Genomic DNA, 16,430 nt, shown 5'->3' on the forward strand with positions numbered 1-16,430 from the left:
AGGAGCAAAATGACGTCCCAGCATGCCTACCTCGTGGGGCTGCATCTGTCCGGCAAGAAGGTCGTGGTCGTGGGTGCCGGCAGCGTCGCCCAGCGCCGCCTGCCGCTGCTGATCGCCAGCGGCGCCGACGTCCACGTCGTGGCGCCCGCCGCCACCCCGGTGGTCGAAGCACTCGTCGACAACCCCGACGGCACCGGCATCACCCTCATCTCGCGGGAATTCCAGACCGACGATCTCGACGGCGCCTGGTACGTCCTGGCCGCGACCGACGACGACGCCGTCAACGCCGCGGTGGCCGCGGAGGCCGACCGCCGCCGGATCTTCTGCGTCCGCGCCGACGCCGGCCAGGAAGGGTCGGCGGTGACCCCGGCGTCCTTCGAATACGACGGGCTGACGGTCGGCGTGCTGGCCGGCGGCGAACACCGGCGCTCGGCGGCGCTGCGCACCGCCATCCACGAGGCGCTGCAGCGCGGCGCCATCGGCGACGCCGCCGAACCCGACAGCTACCGCGGTGTGGCGCTCGTCGGCGGTGGCCCGGGGGACCCCGAGCTGATCACCGTCCGCGGTCGCCGGCTGCTGGCCCACGCCGACGTGGTGGTGGCCGACCGGCTGGCCCCGCAGGAGCTGCTCGCCGAACTCGGCCCGCACGTCGAGGTGATCGACGCCGCCAAGATTCCGTACGGCCGGGCGATGGCCCAGGACGCGATCAACGCCGTCCTGATCGACCGGGCCCAGGAAGGCAAGTTCGTGGTCCGGCTCAAAGGCGGTGACCCGTTCGTCTTCGCGCGCGGCTATGAAGAGGTGCTGGCATGCGCCGACGCGGGCATTCCGGTCACCGTCGTACCCGGTGTGACCAGCGCCATAGCGGTTCCGGCCCTGGCCGGCGTTCCCGTCACCCACCGGGCCGTGACGCACGAATTCGTGGTGGTCAGCGGCCACGTCGCCCCCGGGCACCCGGAATCGTTAGTGAATTGGGACGCACTGGCCGCGATGCGCGGCACGATCGTGCTGCTGATGGCCGTCGAGCGCATCGAGCTTTTCGCGAAGGTTCTACTGCAAGGCGGCCGACCTGCGGAAACACCGGTGCTGGTGGTCCAGCACGGGACGACGGCGGCGCAGCAGACGCTGCAGACCACGCTTGCCGATGCGGCGGAGGACATCCGTTCCGAGGGCATCCGACCCCCCGCGATCATCGTGATCGGGGACGTCGCGGCCTTCGCAGGGTTAAAGAAATCTTAAGATTACTGTAAGGTAGCTTTCCATGACGGCTCTCAACGACGCTGAGCGCACCGCCATGGCACACAGCCGCCGCGAACCGCTCACGATTCACGTGGGGCAGACCGAGGACGAACGAAAGAGCTGGTATCCAGCTTGGCTTCCGTCCCCCCGCTTTCTTTCCGCGGTCATCGCCATCGGTGGCATGCAGCTGCTGGCCACGATGGACAGCACCGTCGCCATCGTTGCCCTTCCTAAGATTCAGGACGAGCTCGGGCTTTCCGATGCCGGCCGCAGCTGGGTGATCACTGCTTATGTGCTGACGTTCGGTGGTCTGATGCTGCTCGGTGGCCGCCTCGGCGACACCATCGGCCGCAAGCGCACCTTCATCGTCGGTGTCGCGCTCTTCACCATCGCTTCCATCCTGTGCGGTGTCGCGTGGGACGAGACGACCCTGGTCATCGCCCGGCTGCTGCAGGGTGTCGGTTCGGCCATCGCCTCGCCGACCGGCCTGGCGCTCGTCGCCACCACCTTCCCGAAGGGCCCCGCCCGCAACGCCGCCACCGCGATCTTCGCGGCCATGACCGGCGTCGGCTCGGTGATGGGCCTCGTCGTCGGCGGCGCGCTGACGGTGTTCTCGTGGCGCTACGCGTTCCTGGTGAACGTGCCGATCGGCCTGGTCATGATCTACCTGGCCCGCACCACCCTGACCGAGACGTCCCGCGAGCGCATGAAGCTCGACGCGGCAGGCGCCATCCTGGCGACCCTGGCCTGCACCGCGGCGGTGTTCGGCTTCTCGATGGGCCCGGAGAAGGGCTGGCTGTCCCCGCTGACGCTGGGCTCCGGCGCCGCGGCGGCCGTGCTGTTCCTGGCGTTCCTGTTCGTCGAGCGCAGCGCCGAGCACCCCGTTGTGCCGTTCAGCCTGTTCCGGGACCGCAACCGCGTGGCCACCTTCGCCGCGGTCTTCCTCGCCGGTGGCGTGATGTTCACGCTGACCGTCCTGATCGGCCTGTACGTGCAGGACATCATGGGCTACAGCGCGCTGAAGGCCGGCATCGGTTTCATCCCGTTCGTCATCGCGCTCGGCATCGGTCTGGGCCTGTCGTCGCAGCTGGTGGCGATGTTCTCGCCGCGCGTGCTGGTGATCGCCGGCGGCATCCTGGTGCTCGCCGCGATGATCTACGGGTCCACCCTCAACGGCGGTATCCCGTACTTCCCGAACCTCGTCATCCCGATCACCGTCGGTGGTTTCGGTATCGGCATGATCGTGGTGCCGCTGACCGTCTCGGCCATCGCCGGCGTCGCGCTGAGCGACATCGGTCCGCTGTCTGCCATCGCGCTGATGCTGCAGAACCTGGGTGGGCCGGTCGTGCTGGCCGTCATCCAGGCCGTCATCACGTCGCGCACGCTGTACCTCGGCGGGACCACCGGTCCGGTCGCCAAGATGAACGCCGCGCAGCACACGGCCCTCGACCACGGTTACACCTACGGCCTGCTCTGGGTCGCCGCGGTGGCGGTGATCGTCGGCGTGGTGTCGCTGTTCATCACCTACACCGCCGACGAGGTTGCGGCGGCGCAGGACACCAAGGAAGCGCTGGACGCCGGCGAGCTGTAGCTCGATCTCGACGTAGCTTCCTGGAGGATCGGCGTGCCTTCGTTCGTCACCCATGCGTCGCTGACGCATGGGTGGCTTCCGTTTCTGATCCAGCTACTGACTTTCGCGGCACTGTGCTGTGCGGTCGGGCGACGGTCGCGGCAGTGGAGCATCAGCCGGCTGCCGTGGGCACTCGCGGTCGGCGTCGCGTGCGCGGCCGGCCTGTACTGGTACATCACCTCGCTCGGTATCGCCGGCGACCCGGCCCCGGTACTGCTGTGGATCTGGACGGCGCTCGGCGGGTTCGCCGCCACGGTCCTGATCCTCGGCTGGCGCGGATCCCCCTGGCGGCGCCGCGGGGTGGCCCTGCTCGCGGTGCCCCTGTGCGCACTCTGCGCGCTGCTGATGATGAATGTCTGGGTCGGGTATTTCCCGACCGCGTACGTGGCGTGGCACAAGTTCACCGTCGGCAAGGTGCCCGACGAGGTGGACCGCTGGACGGTCACGGCCATGCAGCTCAAAGGCATCCGGCCGCCGCGCGGTGTCGTGGTGCCCATCGTGACCACCTCGCAGGAATCGAACTTCACGCACCGCGCCGAACTCGTCTACCTGCCACCGGCATGGTTCGCGAGCAATCCGCCGCCGCAGCTGCCGACGGTCATGATGATCGGCTCGCAGCTGAACACCCCGGCGGACTGGATCTGGGCCGGCAACGCCAAGGCCACGATCGACAACTACGCGGCGGCCCACGGCGGTGAGGCGCCGGTGTTCGTCTTCGCCGACGCCACCGGCTCGTTCAACAACGACACCGAATGCGTCAACGGCAGCCACGGCAATTCGTCGGTCCACCTGACCAAAGAGGTCGTTCCGTATCTCATCTCGAACTTCGGCGTCAGTCCCAAGCCCGAGAAGTGGGGCATCGTCGGCTGGTCCATGGGCGGCACCTGCGCGGTGCAGCTCACGACGCGCCACCCCAACCTGTTCAGCGCGTTCGTCGACATCGCCGGGGACCTGAGCCCGAACATCGGTAGCAAGGACCAGACCATCGCCAAGCTCTACGGGGGTGACGCGGCCAAATGGGCCGAGTTCGATCCGAGCACCGTGATGCGGCAGTACGGCCGGTACCACGGCATCTCCGGGCTGTTCGAGATTCCCGGCACCGTCGCGGCCTGCCACGCACCTGGCCCCGGTGTGCCGCGCGATGCGCGCGCGAATCCGGAGGGCCAGGACATCGCGGCCGGCACCTTGTGCGAAATCGCCCAGCAGCACGGCATCGACGCCGACATCCGGGCCCTGCTCGGCCTTCATGACTGGGGCTTCGCCAACGAGGCCTTCGCGGATTCGCTGCCGTGGGTGGCAGGCAAGCTGCGCACGCCGGGAGCCGCGGCACCGCCCGGGCCGCACGCCGTCCCGACGCTGTAAGGGCCGTCCGCTTCGTCGCCCGGTGGCCGGCGCTCCAGGTTGCGCTGCTATTGATGGTGCATGACTGCAATGCGAGCCCGAGCTGTGATCGTGGCGGCTGTGCTCGCCGCGGCGGTGATCACCGGATGCCAGCGCCCGCCGGCTCCCGGGCCACAGGCCGGTGCGCGGACCGGCGCCCCGATCCTCAACACCGTCACCGCGCAGGCCGTGGTGCGGGACATGGGTGCCGCCGGCCTGCCGGTGGCCAACCCGCGGGATGTGGCCAAGCAGAAATGCCCCGACATCAAGTGCATCGAGGCCATCGAGACCGACACCGTGACGGTGCTGGTGTTCTCCACGACCGGCGCGGCCGAAGGGTATGCGGGAGCGACGCCGGGCACGTTCCAGGCGATGAACATCGTCCTGCAGTTCGGCCCGACGGTCAGCGCGGCGGACAAGACCGCATACGAGCAGGTGGTGAACAAAGCACTGCTCTGAGGACGTCGGACGCGCCGCGGTGCTATGCATGAGGCATGACCGCCAGGGGGTTCGACATGGTCGCGGGGGCCGAATCATGATGCTGCGGCAGGAGATTTCGGATGCGGTAAATCCGCTGGGGTGGCGCCTGGTGCTCGGTGCCGTCTACACGGAGGTGCCGGTGGTTGGCTTGGGCGCGGCGGCGGCGCTCGCGGCCGCGGTGGTCGAGGAGACCGGCCCAGAGGCGCAGGGCCACTTGACCGTCGACATTCGCGCCGACCGGATCGTCATGCGGCTGCGCTCGGCCGACGGGGTCACCGCGCACGACATCGCGCTGGCACGCCGCATCTCTGAATCACTTGCCGAGCGCGGCGCGGCGACCACGCCGGGCGACGTCGCGGTACAGGCGATCGAGATCGCGATCGACGCCATGGACATCGCCGCCGTGCGCCCGTTCTGGAAGGCCGTCACCGGCTATGTCGACGAAGCGGGGCCGTCGGATCTGAGCGGGGGACTCGTCGATCCCACGGGCCGTGGCCCCGCCCTGTGGTTCCAGCAGATGGATGTGCCACGGCCGCAACGCAATCGCATCCACCTCGACGTCGACGTCCCGCACGACCGGGCGTCCGCGCGCATCGACGCGGCACTGGCGGCCGGCGGGGTGCTGCTCAGTGACCGAGCGGCACCGGCGTTCTGGGTGCTCGCCGACGCCGAAGGCAATGAGGTGTGTGTCTGCACCTGGCAGGGCCGCGATTAAGCTGGCCACCCGTGATCACCCGCATGTCCGAGCTGTTCCTGCGCACGCTGCGCGACGACCCCGCCGACGCCGAAGTGCCGAGCCACAAGCTGCTGATCCGGGCCGGCTACGTCCGCCCGATCGCGCCCGGCCTGTACAGCTGGCTGCCACTGGGCCTGAAGGTGCTGCGCAAGATCGAGGACGTCATCCGCAGCGAGATGAACGCCATCGGCGCACAGGAGATCCTCTTCCCGGCGCTGCTGCCGCGGGCCCCCTACGAGGCCACCGACCGCTGGACCGAGTACGGCGACAACCTGTTCCGCCTGCAGGACCGCCGCAAGAACGACTACCTGCTGGGGCCCACCCACGAGGAGATGTTCACCCTGACGGTCAAGGGTGAGTACTCGTCGTACAAGGACTTCCCGCTGCGGCTGTACCAAATCCAGACCAAGTACCGCGACGAGGCGCGCCCGCGTGCCGGCATCCTGCGCGGCCGCGAGTTCATCATGAAGGACTCGTACTCGTTCGACATCGACGACAGCGGACTCAAGGACGCCTACCACGCCCACCGCGAGGCCTATCAGCGCATCTTCGACCGGCTGGCGGTCAAGTACGTCATCGTGTCCGCGGTGTCGGGCGCCATGGGCGGCAGTGCCTCCGAGGAGTTCCTGGCCGAGAGCGAGGTCGGTGAGGACACCTTCGTGCGCTGCCTGCAGTCCGGCTACGCGGCCAATGTCGAAGCCGTCGTCACCGCGGTGCCTGATTCGCTGCCGATCGAGGGCCAGCCCGAGGCCGTCGTCTACGACACGCCGGACGCCCCGACCATCGCCACCCTCGTGGAGTGGGCCAACACCGTCGACCTCGGCCGCGAGATCACCGCCGCCGACACATTGAAGAACGTGCTGCTGAAGGTGCGCCAGCCGGGCGGGGAGTGGGAACTGCTGGGCATCGGCGTGCCCGGCGACCGTGAGATCGACGAGAAGCGCCTGGCCGCGGCGCTCGAGCCCGCCGAGTACGCGCTGCTCGACGACGCCGACTTCGCCGCCAACCCGTTCCTCGTGAAGGGCTACGTGGGCCCGAAAGCCTTGCTGGAGAACGGCATTCGATTCCTGGTGGACCCGCGCATCGTCGACGGTTCGTCGTGGATCACCGGCGCCGACGCGCCCAACAAGCACATCGTCGGCATGGTGGCCGGCCGCGACTTCGTGGCCGACGGCACCATCGAGGCCGCCGACGTCCGCGACGGTGACCCCTCGCCCGACGGCGCCGGGCCGCTGGTGTCGGCGCGTGGCATCGAGATCGGGCACGTCTTCCAGCTGGGCCGCAAGTACACCGATGCGTTCAGCGCCGATGTCCTCGGCGAGAACGGCAAGCCGGTGCGGCTGACCATGGGCTCCTACGGTATCGGTGTCTCGCGCATGGTCGCGGTGATCGCCGAGCAGCACCACGACGAGCTCGGCCTGCGCTGGCCGTCGTCGGTGTCGCCGTTCGACCTGCACCTGGTCATCGCCAACAAGGACGCCGAAGCCCGCACCGGTGCGACCGAGCTGGCCGGCGAACTCGACCGCCTCGGCCTCGACGTGCTGCTCGACGACCGCACCTCGTCGCCGGGCGTGAAGTTCAAGGACGCCGAGCTGCTGGGTGTGCCGTGGATCGTCGTGGTCGGCCGCGGCTGGGCCGACGGCACCGTCGAGCTGCGCAACCGCTTCACCGGTGAGAAGACCGAGGTGCCGGTCGACGGCGCCGCGGCGGCGATCACGGCCGCGCTGGCGGGGTAGGCCTCGTTGTGCCGCGGATTGCGGTCACCAGGTGACTGCGATCCGCGGCGTTGACGGCTAGGACTGCTCGGCGCCGCCGGGGAACGCCACGACGGCCGGCGTCATGCCGAGGGCTGCGCGCCACCGGGCGGCCAGCACCGCGCAGTCGGTGAGGGCCTTGACGGCCAGCGTCCGGTCGTCGGTGGTGGTGGCCTGCTCGGCCACGGCGCGCCACGCGACGGCGGTTTCCTCTTCCATCTGCAGCGCCAGCTTGCTCGCGTCTGCCGGGTTGTTCGCGTCGATGGGGAGTTGGTAGCCCGCGGCCGGCAGCGGAGCCGGCACCGACCGTCCGGCCAGCGCGGTGATGCCGGCTTCGCGGTTGGCGCGGTGCTTGGCCATGGCCTCGGCCACCAGATCGTTGACGTCGGGTGTGGTGTGCGCCGACACCAGGCCGTAGCCGTAGATGGTGCCGTGTTCGGTGGCGATCGCGTCGTACAGCGCGGCGTCGGCGGCGCTGCCCGGGCGGGTCGGGGTGGGTTGCGGGCTGGTCATGGCGCGGCCTGTCCGGCGAGGGTGACGGTGTGCGCCGCGGTGCAGGCGGCGGCGATCGAGGCCAGCAGCCCGGCCCGGTAGCCCGATTGGCCGGCGGCGGCGCGGCCCGCGCTGTCGGCGGCCTGTTCCAGCGCTGCCACGACTTCCTGAGGTGTCGGGGGTGCCGGCGGCGGGGTGGCGCCAGGCGTCGGCGACGCGGCGGCGGAGGTCTCGGTGGTGGACGACGGCGCGGTTGACGGCGGGTTGCCCATCCGGGTCAGTTCGTCGGACAGCGCGCGGGCGTGCGCGTCCCGGAGTGCCGCGACGGCCGTCAGCGCCGGCGCCAGTTGCGGCGGTACGCCGGTGGCGGCGGACGCGGCCAGTCGGCTGTCGCGACGGGCCCGGTCGAGTTCGGCGGTCAGGATGTCCAGGGCGGGATCGCGCTGCGGTGCCGACCCGCAGGCCGACGCCGCGCCGCCGAGCAGCGCCAGAGCCGCCGTGCCCAACAGGACACGCCGTCGGCTGACGGTGGTTTCGGTGTGCGGCACAGCCACATCCTGCCATTGCGGACACCGGCCGCCGGGCACCGCGGCGCCGGATGTTCTCCGGTGCCGCGGTCGCGATTGCCATTCGGCCATGCGCTGCTGGCGTATCGTTGGTACCGGGTTCACCCTTCTGGGGGCCCTGTCCGCACAACTCAAGATGAGGAGCTCGCCGTGGCCCGGGACACGCCGGAACGACCGCTGCCACCCAGTCGGTTACCGACCACAGGCCAAGTGCTTGAGCTGCTCAGCAGTGCTTTTGCGGACGCCGGATATGACATCGAAGATGTGCGGGTGGACGCTGCCGCGCGGCCCCCGCGCATCGTCGTGGTGGCCGACGGCGACTCGGGTCTGGACCTCGACGCCGTCGCCGACCTTTCCCGCCTCGCATCCGAGCTGCTGGACCAGGTGACCGCCGATTCCGAGCCGTATGTGCTGGAGGTCACCTCGCCCGGCGTGGAGCGCCCGCTGACCGCGGAGCGGCACTACCGCCGCGCCCGTGGTCGAAAGGTCGAGCTGACCCTGGCCGACGGCACGTCGCTGACGGGCCGGCTGGGCGAGCACGACGGCAGCGCGATCCAACTGGTCGTCGCCAACCGCGGGGTGCTGTCGGTGCAGACCGTCGCGCTCGCGGACATTACGAAAGCTGTTGTACAGGTTGAATTTTCACCACCCAATCGCCGGGAACTGGAGCTGGCGGGTATGACCGGAGAGGGGGCCGACGGATGAATATCGACATGGCGGCACTGCATGCCATCGAGGCGGACAAGGGAATCAGCGTCGACGTCGTCGTCGACACGATCAAGACGGCGCTGCTGACCGCGTACCGGCACACCGAAGGGCACGAGCCCGACGCGTACATCGACATCGACCGCAAGTCGGGCATCGTGCGGGTGATCGCGCGCCAGACCGACACCGACGGGACCGTCATCCACGAGTGGGACGACACCCCCGAGGGATTCGGCCGGATCGCGGCGACCACCGCGCGTCAGGTGATCCTGCAGCGGTTGCGCGATGCGGAGAACGAGAAGAACTACGGCGAGTTCTCGGCGCGTGAGGGCGACATCGTCGCCGGCGTCATCCAGCGCGACGCGCGGGCCAACGCCCGCGGCCTCGTGGTGGTGCGGGTCGGCACGGAGGCCAAGGGCTCCGAAGGCGTGATCCCGGCCGCCGAGCAGGTGCCGGGGGAGAGCTACGTGCACGGCGACCGCGTGCGCTGCTACGTCGTCGGGGTCACCCGCGGCGCCCGCGAACCCGTCATCACGCTGTCGCGGACCCACCCGAACCTGGTGCGCAAGCTCTTCTCGCTGGAGGTCCCCGAGATCGCCGACGAGTCGGTCGAGATCGTCGCGGTGGCGCGTGAGGCCGGCCACCGGTCCAAGATCGCGGTCGCGTCGCGCGTGCCGGGACTGAACGCCAAGGGCGCCTGCATCGGCCCGATGGGTCAGCGTGTGCGCAACGTGATGAGCGAGCTCTCGGGCGAGAAGATCGACATCATCGACTACGACGAGGACCCGGCGAAGTTCGTCGCCAACGCCCTGTCGCCGGCCAAGGTCGTGTCGGTGACCGTGATCGACGAGGCGCAGCGCGCAGCGCGGGTCGTGGTGCCCGATTTCCAGCTGTCGCTGGCGATCGGCAAGGAGGGCCAGAACGCCCGCCTGGCGGCGCGTCTCACCGGGTGGCGCATCGACATCCGTAGCGACGCCGACGGTCAGGGGGCAGACGCCGGCGGCCGGTCGACCGGCCACGGTGCCGGCCGCGACCGCTGAGGCCAAAACCCGCAGTTACCGGCGGCGTGTCGGGGCCGCGACCGCGATTGAAGTCCAAGGGCCCCGAGACGGTAGACTGCACTGTGATCCAGCGCGAGACTCCGACAGCTCCGGTGCGTACCTGCATCGGCTGCCGGAAACGAGAGCTGGCCGTCGATTTGCTTCGAGTGGCAGCTGTACGCGACGGGAACGGTAAATGCGCCGTCTCGGTCGATACAGCGGGTAACCTGCCGGGTCGGGGTGCGTGGTTGCACCCGGTTCAGCAGTGCCTCAACGCGGCAGTTCGGCGGCGAGCATTCGCCCGAGCGTTGCGCATCACCGGTTCGCCGGACACCTCTGCGGTCGAAGAGTTCTTCAGTGCCTTACCCGCCTGACGGACCCGGAACACCACAGCTAGAGAACAGGTAGCGAAGAACATGAGCACACCGTGAAGTCCCGATGACCATGCGTCATAGCTAAACCGAGGCGCGGCCTACCCACCGCTGACGCCTCACGACGAGGAGAGAAGTGGCAGCAGGTAAGGCACGCGTACACGAGTTGGCCAAAGAACTCGGTGTCACCAGCAAGGAAGTGCTCGCCCGACTGAGCGAACAGGGCGAATTCGTAAAATCTGCGTCCTCCACTGTGGAGGCGCCCGTCGCACGCCGGTTGCGTGAAGCGTTCGGCGGCGGCAAGCCCGCCAAGTCCGAAGCTTCTGCGGCACCGGCCGCCCCCGCGGCCAGGCCGTCGGGTGCCCCGAAGCCCGGCGCACCCAAGCCGGCTCCCGCCGCGCCTGCACCGGCAGCGTCGGCCGCAGCAGCTCCGGCTCCCGCAGCACCGGCAGCTCCCGCCGCCGGTGGCCCCAAGCCCGGTGCACCGCGGCCCGCAGCGCCGCAGCCCCAGGCCCCGGCGCCCGCAGCGCCCGCCGCTCCGGCAGCGTCCGCGGCCCCGGCCGCTCCGGCTCAGCCGCGTCCGGCCACCCCGGGTGCGACCCCGGGTCCGCGTCCCGGCGCACCCAAGCCGGCTCCGCGGGCTCCGCGCGTCGGCAACAACCCCTTCTCTTCCCAGCAGCCGGTCGAGCGCCCGGCCCCGCGTCCGGCTCCCGGTCCCGGTGGCCCGCGTCCGGGTCCCGGCGCCGGCGGTCCCCGTCCTGGCGGCGGCCCGCGTCCGGGTGTCACGCCGGGCAACATGCCCCCGCGTCCGCCGGGTGCCCGTCCGGGTGCCGTCGGTCGTCCGGGTGGTCCGCGTCCCGGCCCGGGTGGCGGTCCGCGTCCCGGTGGTGGCCCTCGTCCCGGCGGTGCCGGTGGCGGCGGTAACTACCGCGGCGGTGGCGCCGGTGGCGGCGCAGGTGCCGGTGCCGGTGGTGGCTTCCGTGGTCGTCCCGGTGGCGGCGGCGCTCCTGGTGGCGGTGGTCCCGGTGGCGGCGGCGGGCGTCCCGGTCAGCGTGGCGGTGCCGCCGGTGCCTTCGGGCGTCCCGGTGGCGCGCCCCGTCGTGGCCGTAAGTCGAAGCGCGCAAAACGCGCCGAATACGAGAACATGCAGGCCCCGATCGTCGGTGGCGTGCGATTGCCGCACGGCAACGGCGAGGTCATCCGCCTCGCTCGCGGTGCGTCCCTGAGCGACTTCGCCGAGAAGATCAACGCCAACCCGGCTTCGCTGGTGCAGGCGCTGTTCAACCTGGGCGAGATGGTGACCGCCACGCAGTCGGTGGGTGACGACACCCTCGAGCTGCTCGGTAGCGAGATGAACTACGTCGTGCAGGTCGTTTCCCCGGAGGACGAGGACCGCGAGCTGCTCGAGTCGTTCGACCTCACCTACGGCGAGGACGCCGGCGACGAGGACGATCTGGCCAGCCGGCCGCCGGTGGTCACCGTCATGGGCCACGTCGACCACGGTAAGACGCGACTGCTCGACACCATCCGTAAGGCGAACGTCCGCGAGGGCGAAGCCGGTGGCATCACTCAGCACATCGGCGCCTACCAGGTGCTGACCGAGCTGGACGGCAACGAGCGTCTGGTGACGTTCATCGACACCCCGGGTCACGAGGCGTTCACCGCCATGCGTGCCCGTGGCGCCAAGGCCACCGACATCGCGATCCTCGTGGTCGCCGCCGACGACGGCGTCATGCCGCAGACGGTGGAGGCCATCAACCACGCGCAGGCCGCTGATGTGCCGATCGTGGTGGCGGTCAACAAGATCGACAAGGAAGGCGCGGATCCGCAGAAGATCCGGGCGCAGCTGACCGAGTACAACCTGGTGGCCGAGGACTACGGCGGCGACACCATGTTCGTGGACATCTCGGCCAAGCAGGGCACCAACATCGACGGCCTGCTCGAAGCAGTGCTGCTGACCGCGGACGCCTCGCTGGACCTGCGGGCCAACCCCGACATGGAGGCCCAGGGTGTGGCCATCGAGGCGCACCTGGACCGCGGTCGCGGCCCGGTCGCCACGGTGCTGGTGCAGCGCGGCACGCTGCGCGTCGGTGACTCGGTGGTCGCCGGCGACGCCTACGGCCGCGTCCGCCGCATGGTCGACGAGCACGGCGAGGACGTCGAAGAGGCGTTCCCGTCGCGTCCGGTCCAGGTCATCGGTTTCACCTCGGTGCCCGGCGCCGGCGACAACTTCCTGGTCGTCGACGAAGACCGCATCGCCCGGCAGATCGCCGACCGGCGCAGCGCGCGCAAGCGCAACGCGCTGGCCGCCCGTTCGCGCAAGCGCATCAGCCTGGAAGACCTGGATTCGGCGCTGAAGGAAACCAGCCAGCTGAACCTGATCCTGAAGGGCGACAACTCGGGCACCGTCGAGGCGCTCGAAGAGGCCTTGATGGGCATCCAGATCGACGACGAGGTGGAACTGCGCGTCATCGACCGCGGTGTCGGTGGCGTCACCGAGACCAACGTCAACCTGGCGTCGGCTTCGGACGCGATCATCATCGGCTTCAACGTCCGTGCCGAGGGCAAGGCGACGGAGCTGGCGAACCGCGAGGGTGTGGAGATCCGGTACTACTCGGTGATCTACCAGGCCATCGACGAGATCGAGAGCGCGCTGAAGGGCATGCTCAAGCCGGTCTACGAGGAGAAGGAGCTCGGCCGCGCCGAGATCCGCGCCATCTTCCGGTCGTCGAAGGTCGGCAACATCGCTGGTTGCCTCGTGCAGTCGGGCATCATGCGGCGTAACGCCAAGGCCCGCCTGCTGCGCGACAACATCGTCATCGCCGAGAACCTCACGGTGTCTTCGCTCAAGCGCGAGAAGGACGACGCCACCGAGGTGCGCGAAGGTTACGAATGCGGTCTGACGCTGACCTACAACGACATCAAGGAAGGCGACGTCATCGAGACGTACGAGCTCGTCGAGAAGGCTCGGACGTAGGTGGCGGATCCAGCACGGGCCAAGCGATTGGCCAAGCGCATTTCGACGATCGTCGCTTCGGCGATCGAGTACGAGATCAAGGATCCGCGGCTGGACGGCGTGACGATCACCGATGCCAAGATGACCGGTGATCTGCACGACGCGACGCTGTACTACACGGTCATCGGGACCAGCCTCGACGAGGAGCCGGACTACGCCGGTGTCGCGGCTGCCCTGGAGAAGGCGAAGGGCGCGTTGCGCTCGAAAGTCGGTGCGGGAATCGGGGTTCGGTTCACGCCCACGCTGACTTTCGAGCGCGACACCGTGCCGGATGCGGCTCTGAAGATGGAAGAGCTGCTGGCCCGGGCCCGCGCCGCCGACGAGGACGTGGCCCGAATCCGCGAAGGTGCCAAGCACGCCGGTGACGCCGATCCGTACCGTGTGGTGGGGGACAGCGATTCCGAGGATGCAGGTGACGGCGATCGAACCGACGACTGAGATTCGGCCGCAGGGCGCGCGGGTTGACGCGCGCGGTGCGGCCGATCTGCTCGGTGCGGTCGAGAGCGTGAGCGTGGTTGCCCACGTCTACCCCGACGCCGACACCATCGGGGCGGGCCTCGCGCTCGCATTGGTGCTCAGCGAAGCCGGTAAGGACGTGCAGGTCGGTTTTGCCGCTCCTGCGACCGTGCCGGACTCGCTGCAGACCCTGCCGGGCGGGCACCTGCTGGTGCCGCCGGATCAGATGCGTCCCGACGCCGACCTGGTGGTCACCGTCGACATTCCGAGCGTCAACCGCCTGGGTTCGTTGGCGAAGCTGGCCGATCCCGGGCGGCAGGTGCTGGTGATCGATCACCACGCCTCGAACCGGCTGTTCGGCACCGCGAATTACGTTGACCCGTCGGCGGATTCGACCACCATGCTGGTGGCCGAGCTGCTGGACGCCTGGGGCAAACCGATCGAGCTTCCGGTGGCGCACTGCCTGTACGCCGGGTTGACCACCGACACCGGCTCGTTCCGGTGGGCCAGCGCCCGGGCCTACCGGCTCGCGGCGCGGCTGCTCGACATCGGCGTCGACAACGCAGCGGTCAGCCGCGCGCTGCTCGACACCCACCCGTACTCGTGGCTGCCCATGCTGTCCCGGGTGCTGTCGACGGCGTGCCTGGTGCCCGAGGCTGCCGGCGGCAAAGGCCTGGTGTATGCCGTTGTGGCGCACCAGGAATACGCGGCTGCGCGATCGGAAGAGGTTGAGAGCATCGTGGACATCGTGCGGACCACGTCCGAGGCCGAGGTGGCCGCGGTGCTCAAAGAGATCGAACCGGGGCAGTGGTCGGTGTCCCTGCGCGCCAAGACCGAGGTCGATGTGTCGGTGCTGGCCAGTACGTTCGGCGGCGGCGGCCACCGGTTCGCGGCGGGCTACTCACCGACCGGCACCGCCGACGACGTCGTCGCGGCCCTCGTCGCCGCCCTCTCTTAGACGCCGTTGCCCGTGCCAGCCCCCTCCCCGCGAGCGGCCGTGTTTGTACGCCGACACGCCGTGTTTGGCGTGCAGTTCAGGGCCGCTCGTCGGCCACGAGGGTGCGCATCATGACCACTGAGGTCACCGGCCGGCGCATCGTGGCGCTGGCTTTTCCGGCGCTCGGGGTGCTGGCCGCCGAGCCCATCTACCTGTTGCTGGACACCGCGGTCGTCGGCCGGTTGGGGGCGCTGCCCTTGGCCGGTCTGGCCGTCGGTGGACTGATCCTGAGTCTGGTCGGGTCGCAGCTGACGTTCCTGTCGTACGGCACGACGTCACGCTCGGCCCGGAGCTTCGGCGCCGGTGACCGGGCCGGCGCGGTCGGGGAGGGCGTGCAGGCGACGTGGCTGGCACTGGGTGTCGGGCTGCTGATCGTCGCCGTCGTGCAGGCGCTGGCGCCATTTCTGCTCACGGCCATCGCCGGGTCTCGGGGCGGCATCGCCGAGACCGCGCTGCCGTGGCTGCGCGTCGCGGTCCTGGCAGTGCCGGCGATCCTGATGTCGATGGCCGGCAACGGGTGGCTGCGCGGCGTGCAGGACACGGTGCGGCCGCTGCGGTATGTGCTTGTCGGCGTGGGTGTTTCGGCTGTGCTGTGCCCGCTGCTGGTCTTCGGGTGGCTCGGATTGCCACGGCTGGGCCTGACGGGCTCGGCGGTGGCGAACCTCGTGGGGCAGTGGCTCGCCGCGGCGCTGTTCGGGTATGCGCTGCTGTCCGAACGGGTTTCGCTGCGGCCGCGGCCCGACGTGCTGCGCGCCCAACTGACCATGGGACGCGACCTGGTGCTGCGGTCCCTGGCGTTCCAGGTGTGTTTCCTGTCTGCCGGCGCAGTCGCGGCCAGGTTCGGCGCGGCCGCCGTCGCGGCCCATCAGGTGGTGCTGCAGCTGTGGAATTTCCTTGCGCTGGTGCTGGATTCGCTGGCCATCGCGGCGCAATCGCTGGTGGGTGCGGCCCTCGGCGCGGGGGAGCCGGCGCATGCCAAGATCGTGGCGCGGCGTGTGACGATCTACTCGGCTGCCGCGGCAACGGTGTTGGCGGCGGTGTTCGCGCTCGGCTCCGGCGTGTTGCCTGCGTTGTTCACCTCGGACGCGGGGGTGCGCGGTCAGATCGGCATCCCGTGGTGGTTCATGGTGGCCCAATTGCCCATCGCGGGAATCGTTTTCGCCCTCGACGGGGTGCTGCTGGGCGCCGGTGACGCGAAGTTCATGCGCAACGCCACCCTGGTCAGCGGGCTCGTCGGCTTCCTGCCGCTGATCTGGTTGTCGCTGGCCTTCGGCTGGGGTCTGGCCGGTATCTGGTCCGGGCTCAGTACGTTCCTGGTGCTGCGGCTCGTCTTCGTCGGCTGGCGTGCGTTGTCCGGCCGCTGGGCTTAATTGGCTCCTCTCGCGAGCGGCCGTGTCTGTACCCGACACACCGTGGTTTCCGTGCAAAAACGTCCCGCTCAGCGCTGGTGAGCGGGACGGTCTTGCACAGCTGGAGCGGCGTGTCGGCGTACAGACACGGCCGCTCGCGGGAAGGAAAGGACAGCTCGCGGGAAGGAGAGGACAGCTCGCGGGAAGGAAAGGACAGCT

The 16,430-nt window shown here is 69.8% G+C and carries 14 protein-coding genes and 1 pseudogene; 13 read left to right on the forward strand and 2 right to left on the reverse strand.

Features of this window, described 5'->3' with window-relative positions; all coding sequences use genetic code 11:
* Positions 1 to 9 precede the first annotated feature (9 nt).
* The 6 genes from cobA to ACJH6H_RS12135 all read left to right on the forward strand — a co-directional run bounded on the left by cobA (position 10) and on the right by ACJH6H_RS12135 (position 7,201).
* Entirely contained in the window at positions 10 to 1,239 is a 1,230-nt protein-coding gene (gene cobA / locus ACJH6H_RS12110; RefSeq protein WP_406774932.1) for a uroporphyrinogen-III C-methyltransferase, read from the forward strand.
* A 55-nt stretch (positions 1,240 to 1,294) separates the two neighbouring features.
* Positions 1,295 to 2,830 carry an MFS transporter gene (locus tag ACJH6H_RS12115; protein ID WP_244872949.1) on the forward strand — a complete coding sequence of 512 codons (1,536 nt, stop codon included), beginning with the start codon at positions 1,295 to 1,297 and terminating at the stop codon, positions 2,828 to 2,830.
* 33 nt (positions 2,831 to 2,863) lie between these two features.
* On the forward strand, positions 2,864 to 4,231 hold the full coding sequence (locus tag ACJH6H_RS12120; RefSeq protein ID WP_406774933.1) for an alpha/beta hydrolase: 1,368 nt from the start codon (positions 2,864 to 2,866) through the stop codon (positions 4,229 to 4,231).
* A 60-nt stretch (positions 4,232 to 4,291) separates the two neighbouring features.
* Entirely contained in the window at positions 4,292 to 4,708 is a 417-nt protein-coding gene (locus ACJH6H_RS12125) for a hypothetical protein (RefSeq protein WP_406774934.1), read from the forward strand.
* A 79-nt stretch (positions 4,709 to 4,787) separates the two neighbouring features.
* Entirely contained in the window at positions 4,788 to 5,444 is a 657-nt protein-coding gene (locus ACJH6H_RS12130) for a VOC family protein (protein ID WP_406774963.1), read from the forward strand.
* A gap of 11 nt (positions 5,445 to 5,455) precedes the next feature.
* The gene (locus ACJH6H_RS12135; protein WP_212811797.1) at positions 5,456 to 7,201 is read left to right on the forward strand and encodes a proline--tRNA ligase; all 1,746 of its coding nucleotides are present in this window, start codon (positions 5,456 to 5,458) and stop codon (positions 7,199 to 7,201) included.
* A 57-nt stretch (positions 7,202 to 7,258) separates the two neighbouring features.
* On the opposite strand, the gene ACJH6H_RS12140 is transcribed toward ACJH6H_RS12135, so the two are convergent.
* Together ACJH6H_RS12140 and ACJH6H_RS12145 are read right to left on the reverse strand one after the other, a co-directional pair.
* Positions 7,259 to 7,732, reverse strand: coding sequence for a ferritin-like domain-containing protein (locus ACJH6H_RS12140; RefSeq protein ID WP_406774935.1), 474 nt, complete (start codon positions 7,730 to 7,732; stop codon positions 7,259 to 7,261).
* Complete coding sequence (locus tag ACJH6H_RS12145) at positions 7,729 to 8,259, reverse strand: hypothetical protein (RefSeq protein WP_406774936.1); 531 nt, start codon at positions 8,257 to 8,259, stop codon at positions 7,729 to 7,731. The genes ACJH6H_RS12140 and ACJH6H_RS12145 overlap by 4 nt, the downstream gene beginning before the upstream one ends.
* 168 nt (positions 8,260 to 8,427) lie before the next feature.
* On the opposite strand from ACJH6H_RS12145, the gene rimP reads away from it, so the two are divergent.
* From rimP to ACJH6H_RS12180, 7 genes and pseudogenes are all read left to right on the forward strand, one after another.
* Positions 8,428 to 8,982 (forward strand): ribosome maturation factor RimP, encoded by a 555-nt coding sequence (gene rimP, locus ACJH6H_RS12150; protein ID WP_212811794.1) that lies wholly within the window; start codon positions 8,428 to 8,430, stop codon positions 8,980 to 8,982.
* Positions 8,979 to 10,022: a transcription termination factor NusA gene (nusA, locus tag ACJH6H_RS12155; protein WP_346414928.1), complete on the forward strand. Its 1,044-nt coding sequence runs from the start codon at positions 8,979 to 8,981 to the stop codon at positions 10,020 to 10,022. Before rimP ends, nusA begins: the two co-directional genes overlap by 4 nt.
* Before the next feature lie 83 nt (positions 10,023 to 10,105).
* Positions 10,106 to 10,464: pseudogene (locus ACJH6H_RS12160) on the forward strand (YlxR family protein).
* A 65-nt stretch (positions 10,465 to 10,529) separates the two neighbouring features.
* Entirely contained in the window at positions 10,530 to 13,370 is a 2,841-nt protein-coding gene (gene infB, locus ACJH6H_RS12165; protein ID WP_406774937.1) for a translation initiation factor IF-2, read from the forward strand.
* Positions 13,371 to 13,847, forward strand: coding sequence for a 30S ribosome-binding factor RbfA (rbfA, locus tag ACJH6H_RS12170; protein WP_406774938.1), 477 nt, complete (start codon positions 13,371 to 13,373; stop codon positions 13,845 to 13,847).
* Complete coding sequence (locus ACJH6H_RS12175; RefSeq protein WP_327168331.1) at positions 13,816 to 14,823, forward strand: bifunctional oligoribonuclease/PAP phosphatase NrnA; 1,008 nt, start codon at positions 13,816 to 13,818, stop codon at positions 14,821 to 14,823. Before rbfA ends, ACJH6H_RS12175 begins: the two co-directional genes overlap by 32 nt.
* A 110-nt stretch (positions 14,824 to 14,933) precedes the next feature.
* The gene (locus tag ACJH6H_RS12180) at positions 14,934 to 16,232 is read left to right on the forward strand and encodes an MATE family efflux transporter (protein ID WP_406774939.1); all 1,299 of its coding nucleotides are present in this window, start codon (positions 14,934 to 14,936) and stop codon (positions 16,230 to 16,232) included.
* The last annotated feature ends 198 nt before the right edge of the window (positions 16,233 to 16,430 follow it).

Source organism: Mycobacterium sp. SMC-21 (assembly GCF_045310825.1).
GTDB lineage: Bacteria > Actinomycetota > Actinomycetes > Mycobacteriales > Mycobacteriaceae > Mycobacterium.